Source organism: Streptomyces sp. WMMC1477, assembly GCF_027460245.1.
Taxonomy (GTDB): Bacteria; Actinomycetota; Actinomycetes; order Streptomycetales; family Streptomycetaceae; genus Streptomyces.
This window is the reverse complement of record NZ_JAPZBD010000003.1, coordinates 5,067,795-5,086,360: the sequence shown is the minus strand read 5'-3', so window position 1 is coordinate 5,086,360 and position 18,566 is coordinate 5,067,795. Positions and strand designations below refer to the sequence as shown.

The following is an 18,566-nucleotide window of genomic DNA, read 5'->3' as shown; positions in this document are numbered from 1 at the left end:
CCCCTCTGGGGGTACGGGCCACCCGCGCGTCCGGGCCGGGGCGCGGGTGGCAGCCCCACACCCCGGCGCAGACCTCCGAGCGCGGGGCGCCCGCGACGATGCGGCTCCCTTACAGGTGCGCGGCGGCGAGCCGCTCCACGACGCGCTCCAGCAGCGGGCCCGCGTTCGCGATGCACCGCGCGGTGTCCGGCTCGATGGCGGTCAGCGGGTAGACGGCCTGGATACCGGCCTCCCGCACCGCCGCCTCGTCGATCGCGAGCCGGCCGCAGACGGCCACCACCGGCTTGCCCGCGGCCCGGGCCGCGGCCGCCACGCCCGCCGGGGCCTTGCCGTGCAGCGTCTGGGCGTCCATGGAGCCCTCACCGGTGATGACGAGGTCCGCGCGCTGAAGCGCCGGGGCGAAGCCCAGCACGTCGAGCAGGACCTCGATCCCGGGGCGGAAGGTGGCGTCCAGCCCCACCAGGGCGCCGTAGCCGATGCCACCGGCCGCTCCGGCGCCCGGCGCCGCGGCGCACTCGGCGGCCCGTGGACCGATGGCCGTCTCCAGCACCCCGGCGTAGTGGGCGAGGGCGGCGTCCAGGGTGGCGACGTCCTCCTCGGAGGCGCCCTTCTGCGGACCGTAGACGGCCGGAGCGCCCGTGGCCCCGGTGAGCGGGTTGTTCACATCGCTGGCGAGCACGATGTCGACGTCCTTCAGCCGGGGGTCGAGGCCGCTCAGGTCCGCCTCGGCCAGCTCGCGCAGGGGGCCGCCGCCGGGGGCCAGCGGCTCCCCGTCGGCGTCGAGGAAACGGGCGCCGAGCGCGGCGAGCATGCCGGCGCCGCCGTCCGTGGTGGCGGAGCCGCCGACACCGAACACGATCGAGGTGGCCCCGGCCCCGATCGCGGCGAGCAGCAGTTCACCGCTGCCGTAGGTGGTCGCCGTGAGCGGCGCGAAGACGCCCTCGGGCAGCAGCTGCAGCCCGGAGGCCTCGGCCATCTCCACGATCGCCGTGCCGCCGCGCAGGGCGTAGGCGGCGGTGACGGGGGTGCCGAGCGGGCCGGTGACGGTGGCCTCCCGGCGCTCGAAGCCACCGGCGACGGCAGCGGCGACGGTGCCGTCGCCGCCGTCGGCCACCGGGAGGGCTTCGACGTCCAGCCCCGGCCGGGCACGCCGCAGACCGGCCGTCACGTGCTCGGCGACCTCGACGGCCGTCAGCGATCCCTTGAACTTGTCTGCGGCGATCAGCACGCGCCCTGGTTGGCTCATGTGGGTCGTCCCTTGCTTTTCGAACGGGCAGTCGCGCCAGGAAAGACCTTATCGGGCACGATGCGGGGGCGGCCATCGCACACGGCGCGCCAGGCGGACAAAACAGCCCATAGCTCTGGTATTGAGACGCTATGAGTACGGACACGACGCCACCCTCACCACCTCCGCAGGACACCCACATGGGTCCGCCGCACAAGGACCCGACCCCGGACGCGACCGTGGTGGCCATCGGCGTCGTCGCGCTGCTGTGCGTCGTCGGCTGGGCCTGGCTGGCCGAGGACTCCTTCTCCTCGGCGACGTCCACCTCGCTGACGTGGGTGCTCAGGAACTTCGGCTGGCTGTTCATGATCAGCGCCAACGTGTTCCTGGCGCTGTGCGTCTACATCGCCCTGAGCCGCTACGGACGCATCCGCCTGGGCCGGGACGAGGACGAGCCGGAGTTCACCAACCTGGCGTGGATCGCGATGATGTTCAGCGCGGGCATGGGCATCGGGCTGATGTTCTACGGGGTCGGCGAACCGCTCACGCACTACTTCGACCCGCCGCCGTTCGGCGACATCCAGCCGCGCAGCGGGGAGGCCGAGCAGACGGCGCTGGAGTACTCGTTCTTCCACTGGGCGCTGCATCCCTGGGCGATCTACGGCGTCACCGGGCTGGCGCTCGGCTACGCGACCTTCCGCAAGGGCCGGGGCAACCGGATCAGCTCCGTGTTCGTCCCGCTCATCGGCAAGCACCGGGCCGAGGGGGCGCTGGGCCGGGGGATCGACCTGCTCGCCGTGTTCGCCACCGTCTTCGGCACGGCGACGAGTCTCGGGCTCGGGGCTCTCCAGGTCGCCAAGGGGCTGAACATCACCACCGGCGTCGAGGACACCCGGGGCCTGGAGCTGACCGTCATCGCCGTGCTCGGCGCGGCGTTCGTCGTCTCCGCCTTCTCCGGCCTGCACAAGGGGATCAAGTGGCTCAGCAGCATCAACATCGTCATGGCGGGCCTGCTGATGCTGTTCATCTTCGTCGTCGGCCCGACCGTCTACGTGCTGAACGCGATCCCGGCCGGCGTGGGCCCGTATCTGCAGGAGCTGCTCATCACCTCCTCGCGCACCGGGGCCTTCGGCAACGAGAGCTGGCTCGGCGCCTGGACGATCTTCTACTGGGCCTGGTGGATGTCCTGGGCCCCGTTCGTGGGCACCTTCCTCGCCCGCATCTCCCACGGCCGCACCGTGCGGGAGTTCCTCGTCGGCGTTCTGCTCGTGCCCTCCGGCGCCAGCATCGCCTGGTTCTCCGTCATGGGAGGCAGCGCGCTGCGGCTGGACTCCACCGGTCAGGAGGACCTGTCCGCGCCGCTGGAGGAGGGGGTGGAGGCCTCGCTCTTCACCCTGCTGGAGTCCCTGCCGCTGGGCACGATCACCTCGGTCGTCGCGATGCTGCTGGTGATGACGTACTTCGTGACCAGCGCCGACTCCGCCTCGCTGGTCATGGGTTCGCTCACCAGCCGGGGCGCCCTGCACCCGCGGAACTGGCTCGTCGTCACCTGGGGCGTGCTCATGGGCTCCGTGGCCGCGGTGCTGCTGGTGTCCGGCGGCCTGGAGTCGCTCAAGTCGGGCACGATCCTGGTGGCCCTGCCGTTCGCCGTCGTACTGATGGCCATGTGCTGGGCCCTGCTGCGCGAGCTGTACGCCGACCCCGGAGCCGGACCGGCTCGGCACCACCCCCTGCACGGGCTGCGGGACGCCCTGCGGGCCATGGTCGGCGAGGCCGTCGGCGAGCAGACCCGGCCCCGGCACCCGCGGCTGCGCCGCGCGGCGGACCGGATCTCCGCGGACTCCGACACCGGAGAGGGGTACATCGAGCACGAGACGGAGCCCTGAGGGGCGCGTCGGCGCTCCGCCCGCCGGGCGCCGTCTGCCAGGCGCCGGTCTACCGGGCGCGCAGGCGGCGCCAGACGGCCTTGGCCGCGTTGTGGCCGGACATGCCGTGCACGCCCGGGCCCGGCCAGGTGGCCGAGGAGCACAGGAAGACGGCCGGGTGCGGTGTCGCGTAGGGCACCCTGGCGAGCCGGGGACGCAGCAGCGTCTGGAGCCCGGTGAAGGCCCCGCAGGCGATGTCGCCGCCCACGTAGTTGGGGTTGCGGGCGGCCAGTTCGGCCGGGCCGGACACGGCACGGGCCAGCACCAGGTCGCGGAACCCGGGGGCGAAGCGCTCGATCTGCCGCTCGATCGCCCCGGTGAGGTCGCCGTCCCAGCCGTGCGGCACATGACCGTAGGCCCACAGCACGTGCTTGCCTTCCGGCGCCCGGGTCGGGTCGACGGCGGTGGGCTGGGACACGATGAGGAACGGCTCCTCAGGAGCCCGGCCCTGGACGGGCGCCCGCAGGGCCGCGCCGATGTCGCGGCGGTAGGGCCCGAGATGGACCGTCCCGGCGCGGTGGGCCTGTGGAGCCGTCCACGGCACCGGCCCGTCCAGCGCGTAGTCGACCTTGAAGGCGGCGGCCCCGTAGCGGAAGTGCTCGAAGGCGCGGCCGAGCCCCGCGATGCGGGCGAGGGCGGTGGGGGAGGTGTCGAACAGGTACGCCCGCGCGGGCGGCAGCTCGTCCAGCCGCCGGACCTCGAAGTCGGTGTGCACGACGCCGCCGAGCTCGCGCAGGTAGCCGGCCAGGGCGTCGGAGACGGACTGGGAGCCGCCCCGGGCGATCGGCCAGCCGTGTTCGTGCGCGGCGAGGGCGAAGACCAGGGCGACCCCGGCGGTGGCGAGGGTGCCGAGCGGCGCCATGACATGGGCGGCGAGCCCGGAGAGCAGCGCCTTGGCCCCCTCGTCGTGGAAGCGCCGCGTCAGCCACGCGACGGGCTGGAGTCCGAGCGCCCCGAACCGGGCGAGGGTGACGGGATCGCGCGGCGGTCCGTCCCACGGGACCCGCAGGAAGTCCCCCGCCAGGCTGTCCCAGCGGCCCACGAACGGTGCCATGAGCCGCCGGTAGGCACCGGCGTCCCGGGGCCCGAAGGACATCGCCGTCTCCCCCACCGAGTCCGTGAGGGTGGCTGCCGTGCCGTCGGGGAAAGGGTGGGCGAGGGCGATGCCGGGGTGCAGCCACGTGAGGCCGTGCCGCGCCAGCGGCATGTCCCGGAAGGCCGGGGAGCCCGCGCCCATGGGGTGTACGGCTGAGCAGGGGTCGTGCCGGAAGCCGGGGAGTGTCAGCTCTTCCGTGCGGGCACCACCGCCCACGGCGGAGGCCGCCTCGAAGACCTCGACCGAGTGCCCCCTGCGGGCCAGTTCCACGGCGGCGGTCAGCCCGTTGGGCCCCGCCCCCACCACCACGGCGTCACGCATGGACGGCACGTCGGCTCTCCCTCACCCTCGAGGTGGTCAGTCTCCCGCGCGCGGGCCTGCCAGCAAGGAGAGGATACGCCGCAGCGTCTCCCCGTCCCGGGCCGCCGCGAACGGCAGGGCGTTGCCCCCTGCCACCGCGAAGGGCTCCCCGGCGAGGGTGGCCTGCGCGCCGCCCGCCTCCTCCACGAGCAGCAGCCCGGCGGCGTGGTCCCAGGCGTTCTCCCAGGTGAAGGCGATGGCGTCCAACCGGCCCGTGGCCACGTTCAGATACTCCAGGCCGGCCGATCCGCAGGGGCGGGCCTGGATGCCGTCGGTGCGCAGGCCGAGCAGGGAGCGCCGGCGCTCCCCGTCGACGAAGTCGGGGTGGTCCGTGGCCACGCGCAGGTCGGCACCGGGGCGCGGCGAACCGGCCGCCAGCCTGCGGCCGCCCAGAGTGGCCCCGGCCCCGCGCCGGGCGACGGCCAGCTGGTCCCGCGCGGGCGCGTACGTCCACGAGGCCAGCAACTCGCCGCGGTGGGCGAGGGCGACGAGGGTGCAGAAGCCGTCCTCGCCCCGGACGAACTGCCGGGTGCCGTCGACCGGGTCGACGATCCACACGGGGGCGTCACCGCGCAGCGCATCCAGCGAGGCGGCGTCCGCGTGCACGCCCTCCTCGCCGACGAACGCCGAACCGGGCAGCAACGGCGGCAGGGCTTCGGCCAGATGGGCCTCGGCCCGCCGGTCGGCGATGGTCACCAGGTCGTGCGGACCCGCCTTCTGCGTGATCTCGTGGTCGGCGAGCTGCCGCCAGCGCGGCATGATCTCCTCTGCGGCGGCCTTGCGGATGGCCGCCTCTACCCCGGCTGTCAGCACGTCGTCGATCATGTGCCCATACAACCACGCAGCGCGGACAGGGGCCGCTCCTGGCGGCCTCCACGGGCACGGGACGGGACGGTGGTGGCCGCGCGGAGGGAGCACGCGACGGTCAGGGCTCACCCGAACGGCCTAAGCTCACTCCCCATGGACGACTCCCTGCGCGACCTCGTACTCGGACTGGCCGCCACCGGAATCGGCGCGGCGCTCGGCTGGTTCTTCCGCACCTTCCTGTGGCGCCGGACGCTCCGGCGCAGGCAGCGTTTCCTCGGGCTGCCGGACAACGCCGAATGCGCGCTGGTCGTCAACCGGGACGCCGGGAAGGCCGGCGCCGTGGCCCGCGCCGACGCGCTCGCCCTGCTGGAGCTGTCCTCACTGGTCAAGGACTGCAGGGCGGGCATCCAGGTGCTCCCAGCCGACGACGCGCGTCAGGGCTTCGGCGAACGGGCGGAGTTCTGCATCGGCGGGCCCGTGTCCAACCCCCGTATGGAGGCGCACCTTTCGGTCCTGCTCCCCGGAGTCCACGTCAACACCGAGGAGTTCGGCGAGCCGGACCACGGCGTGATCACCGTCGCCGGAAAGCCGTACGGCTGGGAGAAGGGCCGCACGGCACACGTCCTGCTGGCCCGGCTGACGGCCGAGTCCGGGCAGCGGCCGGTGTTCCTGTTCTGCGGGCAGACGGCCGTCGCGAACCAGGCGGCCGCCCGGTACCTGGTCCGGCACCACCTGCGCCTGGCCCGCAAGCACGGCACCGACGGCACGTTCTGCCTGCTGCTCAAGGTCGTCAACGACTCCGCCTACGGGCCGGACGTCGTGGAGCTGGTCGGCGACGTCACGCGTGCGGCCCGGACACCCGCCCCCGCTCCGCAGCGCGACGCTCAGGACTCGGCCGCCTCCGCGTAGCTCTGCGACAGCTCGGGCGTCCCGGCGCTGGCCCAGGCGTGGCCGACGGCGACGACGTCGACCTCGCGCCCCGAGGCGAGCCGTACGACCGGGTGGCCGTTGGGCCACACCTGCCAGCGCGCGCCGGGGACGGTGCGCACGAGCACCGTGCCCAGGTACAGCCCGGCGTCGTTGCCCAGCCAGCTCATCGTCTCCGGGTCGTCGCGCCACCGCGGCAGCAGCTGGTCGAGCGCCTCCAGTGACGCCGGGCTGTCGTCCAGCCGCACCCCGCGATCCGCCGCCTGCCCGCGCAGCAGTTCCGCTTCGGCGAGCAGCCCCGCGATGCCCTCGGAGTCGGGTTCGGGGGAGCCGAACACCGCCACACCGCGCGCCGGAGCGTGTCGCTTGCGCCAGTTGTCCAGGAAGGAGATGTTCATGGGGCAAGGGTCCCACTCGCCCGCTGTGTCGCACCACCGGCACGCGGACCGCGGCGGCTAGCCGGCGCCCAACTCCAGGTCCACCACGACCGGGGCGTGGTCGGAAGGACCCTTGCCCTTGCGTGCCTCGCGGTCCACGTAGGCGTCCCTGACCGCCGCGCGGAAGGGCGCGTTGCCGTAGACGAGGTCGATCCGCATGCCCCGGTTCTTGGGGAAGCAGAGCTGGCGGTAGTCCCAGTACGTGAACGGCACGTCGTACTTGAGCGGCCGCGGGTGGACGTCGTCGAGCCCGGCCGAGCGCAGGGCCGCCAGCGCGGCCCGCTCGGCCTCGGTCACGTGCGTCGCTCCCTCGAACTGGGTGATGTCCCACACGTCCTCGTCGGTGGGGGCGATGTTGAAGTCTCCCAGGACGGCGAACGGCCGCTCGCCGCCCGCCTCCTGCTCGGCGACCTTGCGGAGCGCCTCCAGCCACCGCAGCTTGTAGGCGTAGTGCGGGTGGGAGACCTCGCGGCCGTTGGGCACGTAGACGGACCACACGCGCACGCCCCCGCACAGGGCGGACACCGCGCGCGGCTCCTGCTTGCCCTCGAACTCGGGCCCGCCGGCCAGCCCCGTGACCGGCTCCTCGACGCCGGCTCGGGAGAGGACGGCCACGCCGTTCCACCGGCCGTCCGCGTGCACGGCCGCCTCGTAGCCGAGCTCCCGCAGCGCCTCGGCGGGGAACTGCTCGGCCGTGCACTTGAGCTCCTGCAGACACAGCACGTCCGGCCCGGTGGCCTCCAGCCAGGCCGTGAGCCGCTCGATGCGGGGGTTGATCCCGTTGATGTTCCAGGTGGCGATGCGCGTAGCCATGGTGCCCAACCTACCGGGCGGCACCGACAGCGCTCACACGCGAGCGGACTGCCCGGGAGCCAGCCGCACGTGCTCGGTGTCGCCGATGCCGGGGCCCGCGGGGCCCAGCATGCGCCCGTACACCTGGAAGCCCGGATCCGCGAGCAGCCCGTCGTGCACGTCGTAGGCCCGGCGCGGTGCCACCTCGCGCACGTAGTCGACGACCTCCGAGAGCTTGCTCCACGGCGCCTGCAGCGGCAGGAGCAGCGTCTCGACGGCCCGCCCGGGGACGGTCAGCGCGTCGCCGGGGTGGAAGACGGCGCCCTCGGCGCCGTCCACGAGGAAGCCGACGTTGGTGATGCGCGGGAGGTCCGGGTGGATGACGGCGTGCAGTTCCCCGTGCACTTCGACCGCGAAGCCCGCGGCCTCGAAGGTGTCTCCGTGCCCGACCGTGTGCACCCGGCCGGGGAACGCGGCCGAGAGCTGCTCCGCGACGCTGCGCAGCGTCCAGATCTCGGCGGCCGGGTTGGCCTCCAGCGCGGCACGCAGTTGCCGTTCGTCGAAGTGGTCCGGATGCTCGTGGGTGACGAGGACGGCCTCGGCGCCCACCGCCGCCTCCGGCTCGCTGAAGCCTCCCGGGTCGATGACGAGGGTGCGGCCTCCACGTTCCAGCCGCACGGATGCGTGCCCCTGCTTCGTCAGCTTCATGGTGCCCATTGTCGTACGCGGCGCGGACGGCGTCCTCCACCCCGGCCGGCGGCGCCGTGCCCGTCCGGGCCGCCCGGCGCACGGCGTCGCACGGCGTCACCCGATCGCCCGGCGGACGTCGTCGGGCCCCTCACTCCCGTCCGACGGCAGAGGGCGGGCCTGCTTCCGGGGAAGCGCTGCCGGTTCCGCCGCCGCCTGGATCGCTGCGGCCCTCGCCCGGACCGCCGCTTCCGCGTGCCGCCGCCGCCAGTAGGGGTTGTCGGGCGAGAGCTTGCTGGAGACCCGGCCGTACATGCCGAACGTCGCGATGAGCAGCCCCATGACGAAGCTGAAGATCACGTTGGTCATGCCGAAGTCGAGGACGTTGGCGGAGGTGTCCAGGATGAAGATGTGGGCGAGCCCGCTGAGCACGAAGAGCCCGCCCACGACCATGTTGAGGGTGGAGGCGAAGTTACCGCCGACGGCGGCGCCGACGAGCAGGGCGAATCCGACCACCGTGGAGATGACGCTGAGGGCCACGTTGGTGGTCATGCCCGCGATGGTGTCGCCCGAGGTCTCGAAGGAGCTGAGGGCGTCGGCGAAGCCGAGACCGGCGAAGACGAGCAGGACGAGCCCGCAGAAGGCCGCGCCGTAGCGGTAGACGGTCGCGAGGTGATGGTCTACGGGGAGTTCGTTTTGCAGCTTCATGCCCTGTTTTCGACCGAAAGCGGCTGACCGGATGCAGCCGGGCGCGATCAACGGGCCCCGTGACGGTGGGGACCCGGCCGGGACACGCGCCCCCACCGTGTCCTCACACCGGACATCCCGGGCGAACGCTACGATCTGCGAGCAACCGTGGCACACCGCAGCCGCCGACCGCCCCGCGTGCGCGCACCGCTCCGTACACGCGGCGTGCGGCCCCCGCGGCTCGACGTGCCCGCCTCGTTCGACCCCCGGCGCGTGCCGGCCCCACCGACGGGACCGGCACGCCCGTGGTCGCGACTGGGGAGGAACGCCCCGTGCACCGGCACCTCGGCGACCAGCTCAGCCCCCGCTCCTCCGCTCCGCCGACCACGTCGGCCGCACCCCCGCGCCGGGGCATACGGCGCCGGCCGGGGCATGCGCCGCGCCGGGCGTCCCCGGGCTCCGTGCCCGGGCGTCCCCGGCGACGGGCCGCGCGTCGGCGCGTTGTCAGCGCATCCGCACACGGGCACGCGGCAGAAAGCACAGGTGTGCAGGTGACCGAGAGTGAAAAGGGGTTGTGCATGCTGGTACTGCGGCCCACCGAGGCCGAACCGGTCAGACCGGTCGACGGTCCGCTCACCGCCCGCGACGCCGTCCGGGCCGTCGAGGCGGAGCTCGGCCGCGTCCTCGACGAGCGGCTGAGCGCGGCCCGCGACACGGATCCGGTCTTCGCCCGCGACGTCGCGGAGCGGGTCACCGCCTTCGTCCGGGGCGGAGGCAAGCGGCTGCGGACCGCCTTCGTGTGGTCCGGGTGGCGGGCCGCCGGCGGTTCGGGGGACGCCACGGCGGTGCTGCGTACGGGCGCGGCCCTCGAACTCCTTCAGGCCTGCGCCCTCATCCACGACGACGTGATGGACGGTTCACCGCTGCGCCGGGGCGGACCGGCGATGCACGTCGACCTCGCCCGCATGCACCGGGCCGCGCGGATGTCCGGCCCGGCCGGGGCGTTCGGGACGTCCGCCGCCGTGCTGGCCGGGGACCTCGCCCTGGCCTGGGCGGACGACCTGCTGGCCGAGACGGCGTTGGGGACGCCGCGCGGTCAGCGCCTGCACCGCGAGTGGCAGACGATGCGCAGCGAGATGGTCGCCGGCCAGTACCGGGACGTCCGGGCCCAGGCCACGGGGACCGCGGAGGCCGACGAGGCCATGACCATCGCCACCCTCAAGAGCGCTCTCTACACCGTCGAGCGGCCCCTGGCACTGGGCGCGGTCCTGGCCGGCGCCGACGCGGCGACCCTGGAGGCGCTGCGCCGCGCCGGACGGTGTGCCGGACTGGCCTTCCAGCTCCGCGACGACCTCATCGGCACCTTCGGCGATCCGGCGCTGACGGGAAAGCCGTCCGACGACGACCTGCGGGCGCGCAAACTCACCTGCCTGCTCGCCATCGGCCTCAAGCTGGCCAAGGACTCCGGCGACCACGCGACCGCGGCCGACCTCTCGCCGGGCGAGCCGCCCCTGTCGGACGACGCGGTGCGGCGCATGCGCGGCGCCCTGGAGCGGGGCGGGGCGCGGTCCGCCGTCGAAGCGAAGATCACGCGGCTGGCCACGGAGAGCGTGCGGCACTTCGGCAGGACGGGCGCCGGGCCCGTCGTACGGCGGGAGTTCGCCGCGCTCGTCGAACGGGCCTCGGGCGTGGCACCGGAGCACAGCGGGGAGGCGGCATGAGGACGGTGACGGGTCCGACGGACCACGTGGTGGTGGTGGGCGCGGGGTTGTCCGGGCTCGCCTGCGCCCTGCACCTGCTCGGCGCGGGCCGGGAGGTGACCGTCCTCGAACGGGACGCCGGACCGGGCGGCCGGGCCGGGCACCGGCGTCTGGGCGGCTACGCACTGGACACCGGGCCCACGGTGCTGACCATGCCGCACCTGGCCGACGAGGCCTTCGCGGCCGTGGGCGACAGCCTCGGCCGCCACGTCGAACTGACGGCCCTGCACCCCGCCTACCGGGCCCGGTTCGCGGACGGGAGTTCACTCGACGTCCACACCGACGGCCGGGCGATGGAGGACGAGGTCAGGCGGTTCGCCGGACCCGCGGAGGCCGCGGGCTACCGGGAGCTGCGCGTCTGGCTGGAGAAGCTGTACCGGGCCCAGATGCGCCGGTTCGTCGACACGAACTTCGACTCGCCCCTGCGCCTGCTGCACCCCGACCTGGCCCGGCTGGCGGCCCTGGGCGGTTTCGGGCGGCTCGACCGGTGCATCGGCCGCTTCCTCGCCGATCCCCGGCTGCGCCGCGTCTTCTCCTTCCAGGCCCTGTACGCCGGAGTGGCCCCGGCCAGGGCCCTCGCGGCCTACGCGGTGATCGCGTACATGGACACCGTGGCCGGCGTCTGGTTCCCCAAGGGAGGCGTGCACGCCCTGCCCCGGGGCATGGCGAACGCCGCGGAGGCCGCCGGCGCCCGGTTCCGCTGGTCGTCCGAGGTCACCGAGCTGGAGCGGTCGGGGGGCCGGGTCCGCGCCGTCCGCCTGGCCTCGGGCGAGCGGATCCCCTGCGACGCCGCGGTGCTGACCTGTGAGCTGCCGACGGCCCACCGGCTCCTGGGGCGGGCTCCGAAGCGCCCCGTGCCCCTGCGGTACTCGCCCTCGGCCGTCATCCTGCACGCCGGAACAGATCGCACCTGGCCCGGCCTCGCCCACCACACCCTGTCCTTCGGGGCCGCTTGGGAGCGCACCTTCGAGGAGCTGACCCGCTCGGGGCGGCTCATGAGCGACCCCTCGTTCCTGATCACCCGGCCCACCACGCACGACCCGGGGCTGGCGCCGGCGGGGCGGCACCTCCACTACGTGCTGGCGCCCTGCCCGAACACCGCCGTCGGCCCCTCCGCCGCCGCGTGGCGTGACCTGGGGCCGCGCTACCGCGACAGCCTCGTCGCGGAGCTGGAGCGCCGGGGCCTCGACGGGTTCGCGGACAGCGTCCGGGACGAGCTGCTCGTGACGCCGCTCGACTGGGCGGCGCAGGGACACGCCGCGGGCAGCCCCTTCTCGGTGTCGCACACCTTCGCCCAGACCGGCCCGTTCCGTCCCCGCAACCTCGTACGCGGCGTGGAGAACGTCGTCCTGGCCGGCTGCGGCACCACTCCCGGCGTCGGCGTGCCGCCGGTGCTCATCAGCGGCAAGCTCGCCGCAGCGCGCGTGACCGGCGGGGTGGCGAGCCGTCGTGCCGGGCGCCCCGGTTCGGCACCGCGCAGCGCCCCCACCGCCGCTTCGACCCCGGAAGGCGCGCATGACCCGTCGTGAACTCGACGCCGCCGGCATCACCGACCCCGCCCTGCGCGCGGCCTACGCCCGGTGCAGGCGGCTCAACGCCCGGCACGGCAGGACCTACTTCCTGGCGACCCGGCTGCTTCCGGTGGAGCGGCGCTCCGCCGTGCACGCCCTGTACGGCTTCGCCCGCTGGGCGGACGACATCGTGGACGACCTCGACCGGCGCCGGACGCCGGAAGAGCGCGACCGGCTGTTGCTGCGTCTGGAGAGCGACCTCGCCCACGGGCTGCGCACCGGCGGGGGCGAAGAGCCCGTGGTGCGCGCCGTCGCCGACACCGCGGCCCGCTACGACATCGAGCACGCGCTGTTCGCCGACTTCCTGGCGTCGATGCGCAGCGATCTGAGCGTGACGGACTACCCGACCTACGACGCCCTGCGGTCCTACATGCACGGCTCGGCCGCCGTGATCGGGCTGCAGATGCTGCCGGTGCTCGGCACCGTCGTGCCCCGCCGGGAGGCGGCTCCGCATGCCGCCGATCTCGGCGTCGCCTTCCAGCTCACCAACTTCCTCCGGGATGTGGGCGAGGACCTGGACCGCGGGCGCGTCTACCTGCCGGCGGACCTGCTGGCCGCCCACGGCGTGGACCGGCCGCTGCTGGAGTGGAGCCGCCGCACGGGGCGGACCGACCCCCGCATCCGTGCGGCCCTCGTCGCCGCCGAGGCCATGACGCGAAAGGTGTACCGGGCGGCGGAACCGGGCATCGCCATGCTCGACCCGCTCACCCGACCGTGTATCCGCGCCGCGTTCACCCTCTACGGCGGCATCCTCGACGCGATCGCGGACCAGGGCTACACCGTGCTGCACCGCCGCGCGGTGGTGCCGCGCGGGCGCCGGGCGGCCGTGGCGGCGGCCGGCGTCGTCCGCGTCGCGGCCGCGCGTCGGCGTCGGGTCGGCGACGAGGCCACCCGGTCCACCGGGCGGGCGGCGCGACACCCCAGTGGAAGGGACCGGTGAAGTGAGCAGCCGATCGGATCGTTTCCGCCCCAGGGGCTGGACGCCCCCGCTCCGGCGGCATCGGGGCGCCGGCTGGGCCGCGCAGGAGCCGACATGGCGGGACGCACGCCCGGCGCTGATCGCCGACGCGCTCAAGCGGGCCTCGGCGCGCCCCTCCGGCAACTGGTTCGTCGTCGGTGCCTCCCGGGACGTGCGTCCCGGTGGCCGCCCCCGCGGCCGGACGGTGGGCGGCGTCGAGATCGTGCTGTGGCGGTCGGAGTCCGGTGCCCTGCACGCGGGGCCGGGCGCCTGCCCGCATCTCGGGGCGCCCCTGCGCGAGAGCCGGGTCGTGTGCGGGACGCTGGTGTGCCACTGGCACGGGCTGGCCCTGGACGGCGGTGCGTTCGCCGGGTGGGAGCCGTACCCGGTCCACGACGACGGTGTGCTGGTGTGGGTACGGCTGGACGCGGTCGGCGGCGAGGAGCCGTCGGAGCGGCCCGTGGTGCCCGCGCGGCCGGAGGCGGACCGGGGGGTGGACGCCGTCTTCACGGCGGCCGGCCGCTGCGAGCCCGAGGACGTGGTCGCCAACCGGCTGGACCCGTGGCACGGTGCGTGGTTCCACCCGTACTCGTTCGTGGACCTGACGGTGGCCCGGCCACCGCGGGGCGAGGAGGACGACGTCTTCGTCGTCGACGTCTCCTTCCGGGTGACCGGCCGTCTGGTGGTGCCGGTCCGGGCCGAGTTCACGGCTCCCGGGCCCCGGACCGTCGTCATGCGCATCACGGAGGGCGAGGGGGCCACGTCGGTGGTGGAAACGCACGCCACGCCGCTGACCGGCGACGCCGCCGAGCAGCCGAGGACCGCGGTCGTGGAAGCGGTCGTCGCCGCCTCCGGGCGACGCGGCTTCGCCCTGGCCCGGTCCGCCGCGCCCGCGCTGCGGCCGCTGATGCGGCGGACGGCCGGACGGCTGTGGCGCGACGACCTCGCCTACGCGGAGCGGCGCTGGGCGCTGCGCAGCAGGGGACGGTTCCCGGGCTGAGGCGGCCGGGCCGCCGGGCCGGGCGGTCAGCCCGGCCCGGCTCAGCCCACGGGGTCCGGTACGCCGCGGTCGTCCGGTCTCCGGCGGTCCGCGAGCCTGCCGAGGGCCCGCAGCGCGCGTGAGCGGCCCGTCCTCGGGACCGTCCACAGCGTCTGCCCGCGCACGCCCCAGCGGGAGAGCAGCGCGCCTGCCGCCAGGAACCCGGTGGTGGCGGCGCGTTCCATGAGCGCCACGGGCAGGTCGCAGCGGATCGCGTCGCCGGCCAGCACGACCTGCGGGTCGGGGGTGGCCACGGCCGGCCGGCGGGCGTGGGAGCCGACCGGGAAGAGGGGGCAGTCGGCACGCCACTCGTGCCGGGCGTCCAGGATCCGGGCCCGCCCCGTCTCCGGGTAGATGCGGCGCAGGCCGTCGACGAGGCGCTCCCGCACGGCCTCCCGGGGGCCGGCCGCGGCGTAGCCGTGCAGTTCCACCACCGAACCGCCGGTCCGCGCGGCCCAGCGGGCGGCCTCCCCCTCGTAGCGGTCCAGGACGCTGATGTTGTCGAGGCCGTCGTAGCCGCTGGTGCCGAGGAAGCCCGGGCGGTCGGCGGCGACCGGCCGGTCGAGCCAGAGCCGGGAGACGAGGAAGGCGGGCGCGGTCCGCAGGGCGTCGATGTCCTCGCGCCAGGCCGGGGTGCCGAGGCCGGGTGACACGGCGACGAGCGCCCGCAGCGCCGCGGGGTCGAGGGCGAGCACCACGGCCTCGTGGTGGTCGACACCGCCGTCGGTCAGCACCTCCGCTCCCCCGCCGTCGCCGAGGTGGAGGCCGCGCACCGGGGTGCCGGTGCGCAGGTCGGCGCCGAGACGCCGGAGGTAGGCCCCGAGCGGCTCCCACAGGGCCTGCGGGAAGGGCTCGGTGGGCACGTCGAAGAGCAGCCCCTCGGCGGAGCCGAGGAAGTAGATGTGGAACATCAGCAGCAGTTCCGCGGCGGACAGTTCGCGGGGATCGGCGAAGAAGCTGCGCGAGAACACCTCGAAGGCCAGGTGGTGAGCGGCCTCGGGGAAGCGGACGCGCTCCAGGAACGCCGTCGCGCTCATGCCGTCGAAGCGCTCGTAGACCTCGGGTACGCGCACGTCGAGGAGGGGGAGCGCGGCCCGGGGGTCCATGGCTGCCAGGTCGCGCCAGCCGAAGGTGGGACTCAGGGCGACGAATCCGAGCGCGCTCAGCGGTGGGGTGCGCGGAACGCTCGCGAAGCTGTCGGTGAGCCCGCCGCTGTGCCGGAGCGGGTAGTCGGGCAGCGGCCGGAGCCGGTCGAGCCCGGGGTCGGTCCGCCGCAGCAGGCCGCGCAGGTTGTAGTACTGGCGGAAGAAGGCGTGGAAGCCGCGGCTCATGGTCGCCTCGGAGCCGTCCGCGAGGCGGGTGGGCCATCCCGCGAGACGGCCGCCGAGCGTGCTCTGGCTCTCGTAGAGGGTGACGCGGGCCCCGCGCTCCGCCAGCAGGGTGGCCGCCGCCAGCCCGGCGATGCCCCCGCCGACCACGGCGACGCCCGGGGCGTTCTCGGGGGCGAAGCGGTCCCGGCCGGCGGCGGGCCTGATGATCTCGGCTCGGCGGTCGCGGCCCCGCCGGGCCGCCCGCGGGAAGGCGCTCACCGGTCCGCCCCCGCTTCCGGAGCCCCGTTGCGGGCGAGGAAGGTGTGCACGATGCCGGTCTGCCACCCGGCGACGGGAACGGCGCGCACACCGGTGAACCCCGCCTCCGCCAGCCGCGCGCAGAAGGCGGGCACGGTGTCGAAGTCGAGGACGCTGCGCCACAGGTGGCGGTAGAGCGCGCCGTCGCCGCCGAGCGTGCCCGCGGGGATGATCGCGCCGCGGCAGACGGCCGTCCACAGCGCCCGGTGCGGCGCGGAGCCGCTGAGGCTGTACTCGTGGACGGCGAGTCGGCCGCCCGGCCGCAACAGGCACCGGGCCGTCCGCAGCACGTCGTCGGGGTCGGTGACGTTGCGGAACAGGTACGCGGCGAACACCGCGTCGTACGGTCCGTCACCGCCCGTCGACGCCTCCTCGGCGCGCAGGTGCCGGAAGCGCACCGTGGCCGGCCACGGTTTCTCCAGCGCCCGCCGCAGCATGCCCGGCGAGGCGTCGACGGCCGTGATCCGCGCGCGCGGTGCCGCCCGCAGGAGCGCCCGGGTGGAGGCTCCGGTCCCGCAGCCCAGGTCCAGCACGTGCGCCCCGGCGCCGTCCCGGGGCAGGCGCAGCCGGCGTGCCGAGCGGAGGAGGTCGGAGCGGTAGCCGGGGTTGAGCGCCGTGAGGCGGTCGTAGGTGGGCGCGGCGTGGTCGAAGGCGCGGGCCAGTTCGTGGTCGCGCAGCAGCGTCATCGGTGGTCGTCTCCGGTTCGGGGGGCGGTTCGCGGGGCGGTGTGGCGGCGGTGCGGGAGGAAGGGGAGTTCGACGACGGTCCGGAGCATAGGGCCCACCGGGGTCCGCAGGCCGATACCCCACTCCTCCCACGGGGACGTGTCGCCGTCGAGGAAGCGCAGCAGGCGTTCGGCGGGGACGCGGCGGAACAGGCGGGTGAAGAAGTCGGGGCCGTCGAGGCGACCGGTGTCCAGGGCGCGCAGCAGCACGGCGTCCATGGCCAGTGCGCGCCTGCCGTGGGGCGGGAACGCGCTTGCACGGCCCGCGCGCAGGGCGGTGGCGACGGCCCGGGCCTGCCGCTGCACGGCGGCGAAGGTGTAGCCGGTCGACGGGCGGGTGGCGCCGCCCGCGGTCCCGATCCTGAAGACGGCGGGGCCGGCCCGGCGGGCGAAGCGCGCGTCGGTCATGGGGATGACACCCTGCTCCGCCGACTCCACGGTGACGGCGCCGAGCCCCAGGACGTCGCGGCAGTAGTGGGCCAGCGCCACCTCGTACGCGCTCGTGCTCAGCGGGCTCCGGGAGAACTCCGTGTACTCGACGAGGGCTCGGTTCGGCGCGAGGGGGAGGACGTAGCCGAAGGCGAGTCCGTGGGGCGGCTGCGGAACCCGGAAGTCCATCAGGTCGGCGACCGCGGGGTCGAAGGGCTCGTCCTCGGTGCGCACGAACCAGCCCCGGAAGTGCTGCAGCAGCCGCGTCCGGGCCGGTGGGGGCGTGGGGCGCGGGCGGGAGTCGAAGACGTGGCGGGCGCGGAGTGTCAGCGTCCGGCCGTCCGGCGTCGTGCACCGGACCTCCGCGCCGTCGGCGGTGTTGCGCACCGTGTCCGCGGTCGCGCGCAGGACGCGGGCGCCGGGGGTGCCGGCCACTCGGGCGTGCACCAGCCGTTCGACGTCGGTGGAGCGGAGCATCCGGTAACCCAGCGGCGACGGGTCCACGACGACCGGGCGGCCGTCGGTGCCGTGGACGCGCAGACGGTGCCAGGAGGCGGTGACCGCCTGCTCGAACTGGCCGTTCCCGCGGTCCCAGTAGCACCAGGTCCGCTCGGGGGGACGCCGTGGGCCGTCCGGTGCCTCGACGAGGGTGAAGGTGGGGGAACCGGGTTCCGTCAGCCGGTGGGCGAGACTGAGCCCGGCCGCGCCGCCGCCGACGATGACCACCTCGGACGCGGGGTCGCGGGGGCGGGAGGACCGGCTCACCGGGCGCGCCGTTCGACGACGGGGGTCCCGTCCGCGGCGCTGCGCAGGAGTTCGGCGTCCGCCTCCATCGCGTCGGCCACGGCGGCGACGACCCGCAGCGGGTCGCCCCCGGGAGGCATCGGCGGGGCCGTGCCCGCGACGGCCCGGTCGGCGAAGCCCGTGTCCAGGTGCCCGGGACGGATGTCCAGGACGTGGATGCCGTGCGCTCGGGCCTCGCGGCGCACGGCTCCCAGCCAGGCGCTCAGCGCGGCCTTGGAGGCGCTGTAGTCGGCCATCCTCGGCTGCGGGCGCTCCGCGACCACGCCGGTGAGGGCGGCGATCGTGGAGCCGGGCTCCATGACGGTGAGCGCGGCACGGAAGAAGGCAACGGGGGCCAGGACGTTGACCGCCATCAGGTGCTCCGCGATCTCGTCACCGACCTCGTTCGCCGGGCCGAACGCGACCGCTCCGAAGGCCGTGACGACCGCGTCGAGCCCGCCCATCCCGGCCGCCGCGCCGTGCACGGCGCGGGCACAGGACTCGGGGTCGTAGGCGTCGAAGACGACGGCCGGAGTCCCCGGATACGCACCGGCGGCGCGCACGAGGCGCGCCGGGTCGCGTCCGGCGAGCGTCAGCCGGGCGCCCCGGCCGGCCAGTTCGGCGGCGAGGGCGCCGCCGAGCGTACCGGTCGCGCCGACCACCAGCACGCGCGCGCCGTCGAGTTTCACATCGCACTCCCGAAGGCAGGGGTTGGTCGAGGCCTTTCCTCT

The 18,566-nt window shown here is 75.0% G+C and carries 17 protein-coding genes; 6 read left to right on the top strand and 11 right to left on the bottom strand.

Features of this window, described 5'->3' with window-relative positions:
• Positions 1-109: 109 nt before the first annotated feature.
• Complete coding sequence (locus tag O7609_RS22250) at positions 110-1,246, bottom strand: glycerate kinase (protein ID WP_269735225.1); 1,137 nt, start codon at positions 1,244-1,246, stop codon at positions 110-112.
• A gap of 131 nt (positions 1,247-1,377) precedes the next feature.
• Here O7609_RS22250 and O7609_RS22245 point away from each other — a divergent pair, with 131 nt between their 5' ends.
• Positions 1,378-3,111, top strand: coding sequence for a BCCT family transporter (locus tag O7609_RS22245; protein WP_443072194.1), 1,734 nt, complete (start codon positions 1,378-1,380; stop codon positions 3,109-3,111).
• Between the two features lie 49 nt (positions 3,112-3,160).
• Here the strand turns inward: O7609_RS22245 and O7609_RS22240 are convergent, their stop codons facing one another.
• Both O7609_RS22240 and O7609_RS22235 read right to left on the bottom strand, forming a co-directional pair.
• Positions 3,161-4,576: a phytoene desaturase family protein gene (locus O7609_RS22240; protein ID WP_269735227.1), complete on the bottom strand. Its 1,416-nt coding sequence runs from the start codon at positions 4,574-4,576 to the stop codon at positions 3,161-3,163.
• A gap of 27 nt (positions 4,577-4,603) precedes the next feature.
• A complete protein-coding gene (locus tag O7609_RS22235; protein WP_269744112.1) occupies positions 4,604-5,431 on the bottom strand; it encodes an inositol monophosphatase family protein in 828 nt (275 codons plus the stop codon).
• A gap of 135 nt (positions 5,432-5,566) precedes the next feature.
• Between O7609_RS22235 and O7609_RS22230 the strand changes: the two genes are divergently transcribed.
• A complete protein-coding gene (locus tag O7609_RS22230) occupies positions 5,567-6,322 on the top strand; it encodes a hypothetical protein (protein WP_269735229.1) in 756 nt (251 codons plus the stop codon).
• Here O7609_RS22230 and O7609_RS22225 read toward each other — a convergent pair.
• From O7609_RS22225 to O7609_RS22210, 4 genes are all read right to left on the bottom strand, one after another.
• On the bottom strand, positions 6,298-6,738 hold the full coding sequence (locus O7609_RS22225; protein WP_269735230.1) for a DUF6278 family protein: 441 nt from the start codon (positions 6,736-6,738) through the stop codon (positions 6,298-6,300). The genes O7609_RS22230 and O7609_RS22225 overlap by 25 nt on opposite strands.
• Positions 6,739-6,795: 57 nt before the next feature.
• Positions 6,796-7,590: an exodeoxyribonuclease III gene (locus tag O7609_RS22220; RefSeq protein WP_269735231.1), complete on the bottom strand. Its 795-nt coding sequence runs from the start codon at positions 7,588-7,590 to the stop codon at positions 6,796-6,798.
• Between the two features lie 33 nt (positions 7,591-7,623).
• A complete protein-coding gene (locus O7609_RS22215) occupies positions 7,624-8,277 on the bottom strand; it encodes an MBL fold metallo-hydrolase (protein WP_269735232.1) in 654 nt (217 codons plus the stop codon).
• A gap of 96 nt (positions 8,278-8,373) precedes the next feature.
• Complete coding sequence (locus O7609_RS22210) at positions 8,374-8,964, bottom strand: DUF4383 domain-containing protein (protein ID WP_269744111.1); 591 nt, start codon at positions 8,962-8,964, stop codon at positions 8,374-8,376.
• A gap of 557 nt (positions 8,965-9,521) precedes the next feature.
• Between O7609_RS22210 and O7609_RS22205 the strand changes: the two genes are divergently transcribed.
• The 4 genes from O7609_RS22205 to O7609_RS22190 are packed head-to-tail and all read left to right on the top strand — an operon-like array spanning position 9,522 to position 14,232.
• Positions 9,522-10,664 carry a polyprenyl synthetase family protein gene (locus tag O7609_RS22205; RefSeq protein WP_269735234.1) on the top strand — a complete coding sequence of 381 codons (1,143 nt, stop codon included), beginning with the start codon at positions 9,522-9,524 and terminating at the stop codon, positions 10,662-10,664.
• Positions 10,661-12,232, top strand: coding sequence for a phytoene desaturase family protein (gene crtI / locus O7609_RS22200; RefSeq protein ID WP_269744110.1), 1,572 nt, complete (start codon positions 10,661-10,663; stop codon positions 12,230-12,232). The genes O7609_RS22205 and crtI overlap by 4 nt, the downstream gene beginning before the upstream one ends.
• Entirely contained in the window at positions 12,219-13,214 is a 996-nt protein-coding gene (locus O7609_RS22195) for a phytoene/squalene synthase family protein (protein WP_269735236.1), read from the top strand. The genes crtI and O7609_RS22195 overlap by 14 nt, the downstream gene beginning before the upstream one ends.
• 1 nt (position 13,215) lies before the next feature.
• A complete protein-coding gene (locus O7609_RS22190) occupies positions 13,216-14,232 on the top strand; it encodes a DUF5914 domain-containing protein (RefSeq protein WP_269735237.1) in 1,017 nt (338 codons plus the stop codon).
• Between the two features lie 41 nt (positions 14,233-14,273).
• On the opposite strand, the gene O7609_RS22185 is transcribed toward O7609_RS22190, so the two are convergent.
• Genes O7609_RS22185 through O7609_RS22170 form a run of 4 tightly spaced genes read right to left on the bottom strand, consistent with a single transcriptional unit; the run spans position 14,274 to position 18,524 of the window.
• Positions 14,274-15,860, bottom strand: a complete 1,587-nt coding sequence (locus O7609_RS22185; RefSeq protein WP_269744109.1) for an FAD-dependent oxidoreductase — start codon at positions 15,858-15,860, stop codon at positions 14,274-14,276.
• Positions 15,857-16,585 (bottom strand): methyltransferase domain-containing protein, encoded by a 729-nt coding sequence (locus tag O7609_RS22180; protein ID WP_269735239.1) that lies wholly within the window; start codon positions 16,583-16,585, stop codon positions 15,857-15,859. The genes O7609_RS22185 and O7609_RS22180 overlap by 4 nt, the downstream gene beginning before the upstream one ends.
• Positions 16,582-17,817 carry a lycopene cyclase family protein gene (locus tag O7609_RS22175; RefSeq protein ID WP_269735240.1) on the bottom strand — a complete coding sequence of 412 codons (1,236 nt, stop codon included), beginning with the start codon at positions 17,815-17,817 and terminating at the stop codon, positions 16,582-16,584. The genes O7609_RS22180 and O7609_RS22175 overlap by 4 nt, the downstream gene beginning before the upstream one ends.
• Positions 17,814-18,524: an SDR family NAD(P)-dependent oxidoreductase gene (locus tag O7609_RS22170; RefSeq protein ID WP_269744107.1), complete on the bottom strand. Its 711-nt coding sequence runs from the start codon at positions 18,522-18,524 to the stop codon at positions 17,814-17,816. The genes O7609_RS22175 and O7609_RS22170 overlap by 4 nt, the downstream gene beginning before the upstream one ends.
• Positions 18,525-18,566: the final 42 nt, after the last annotated feature.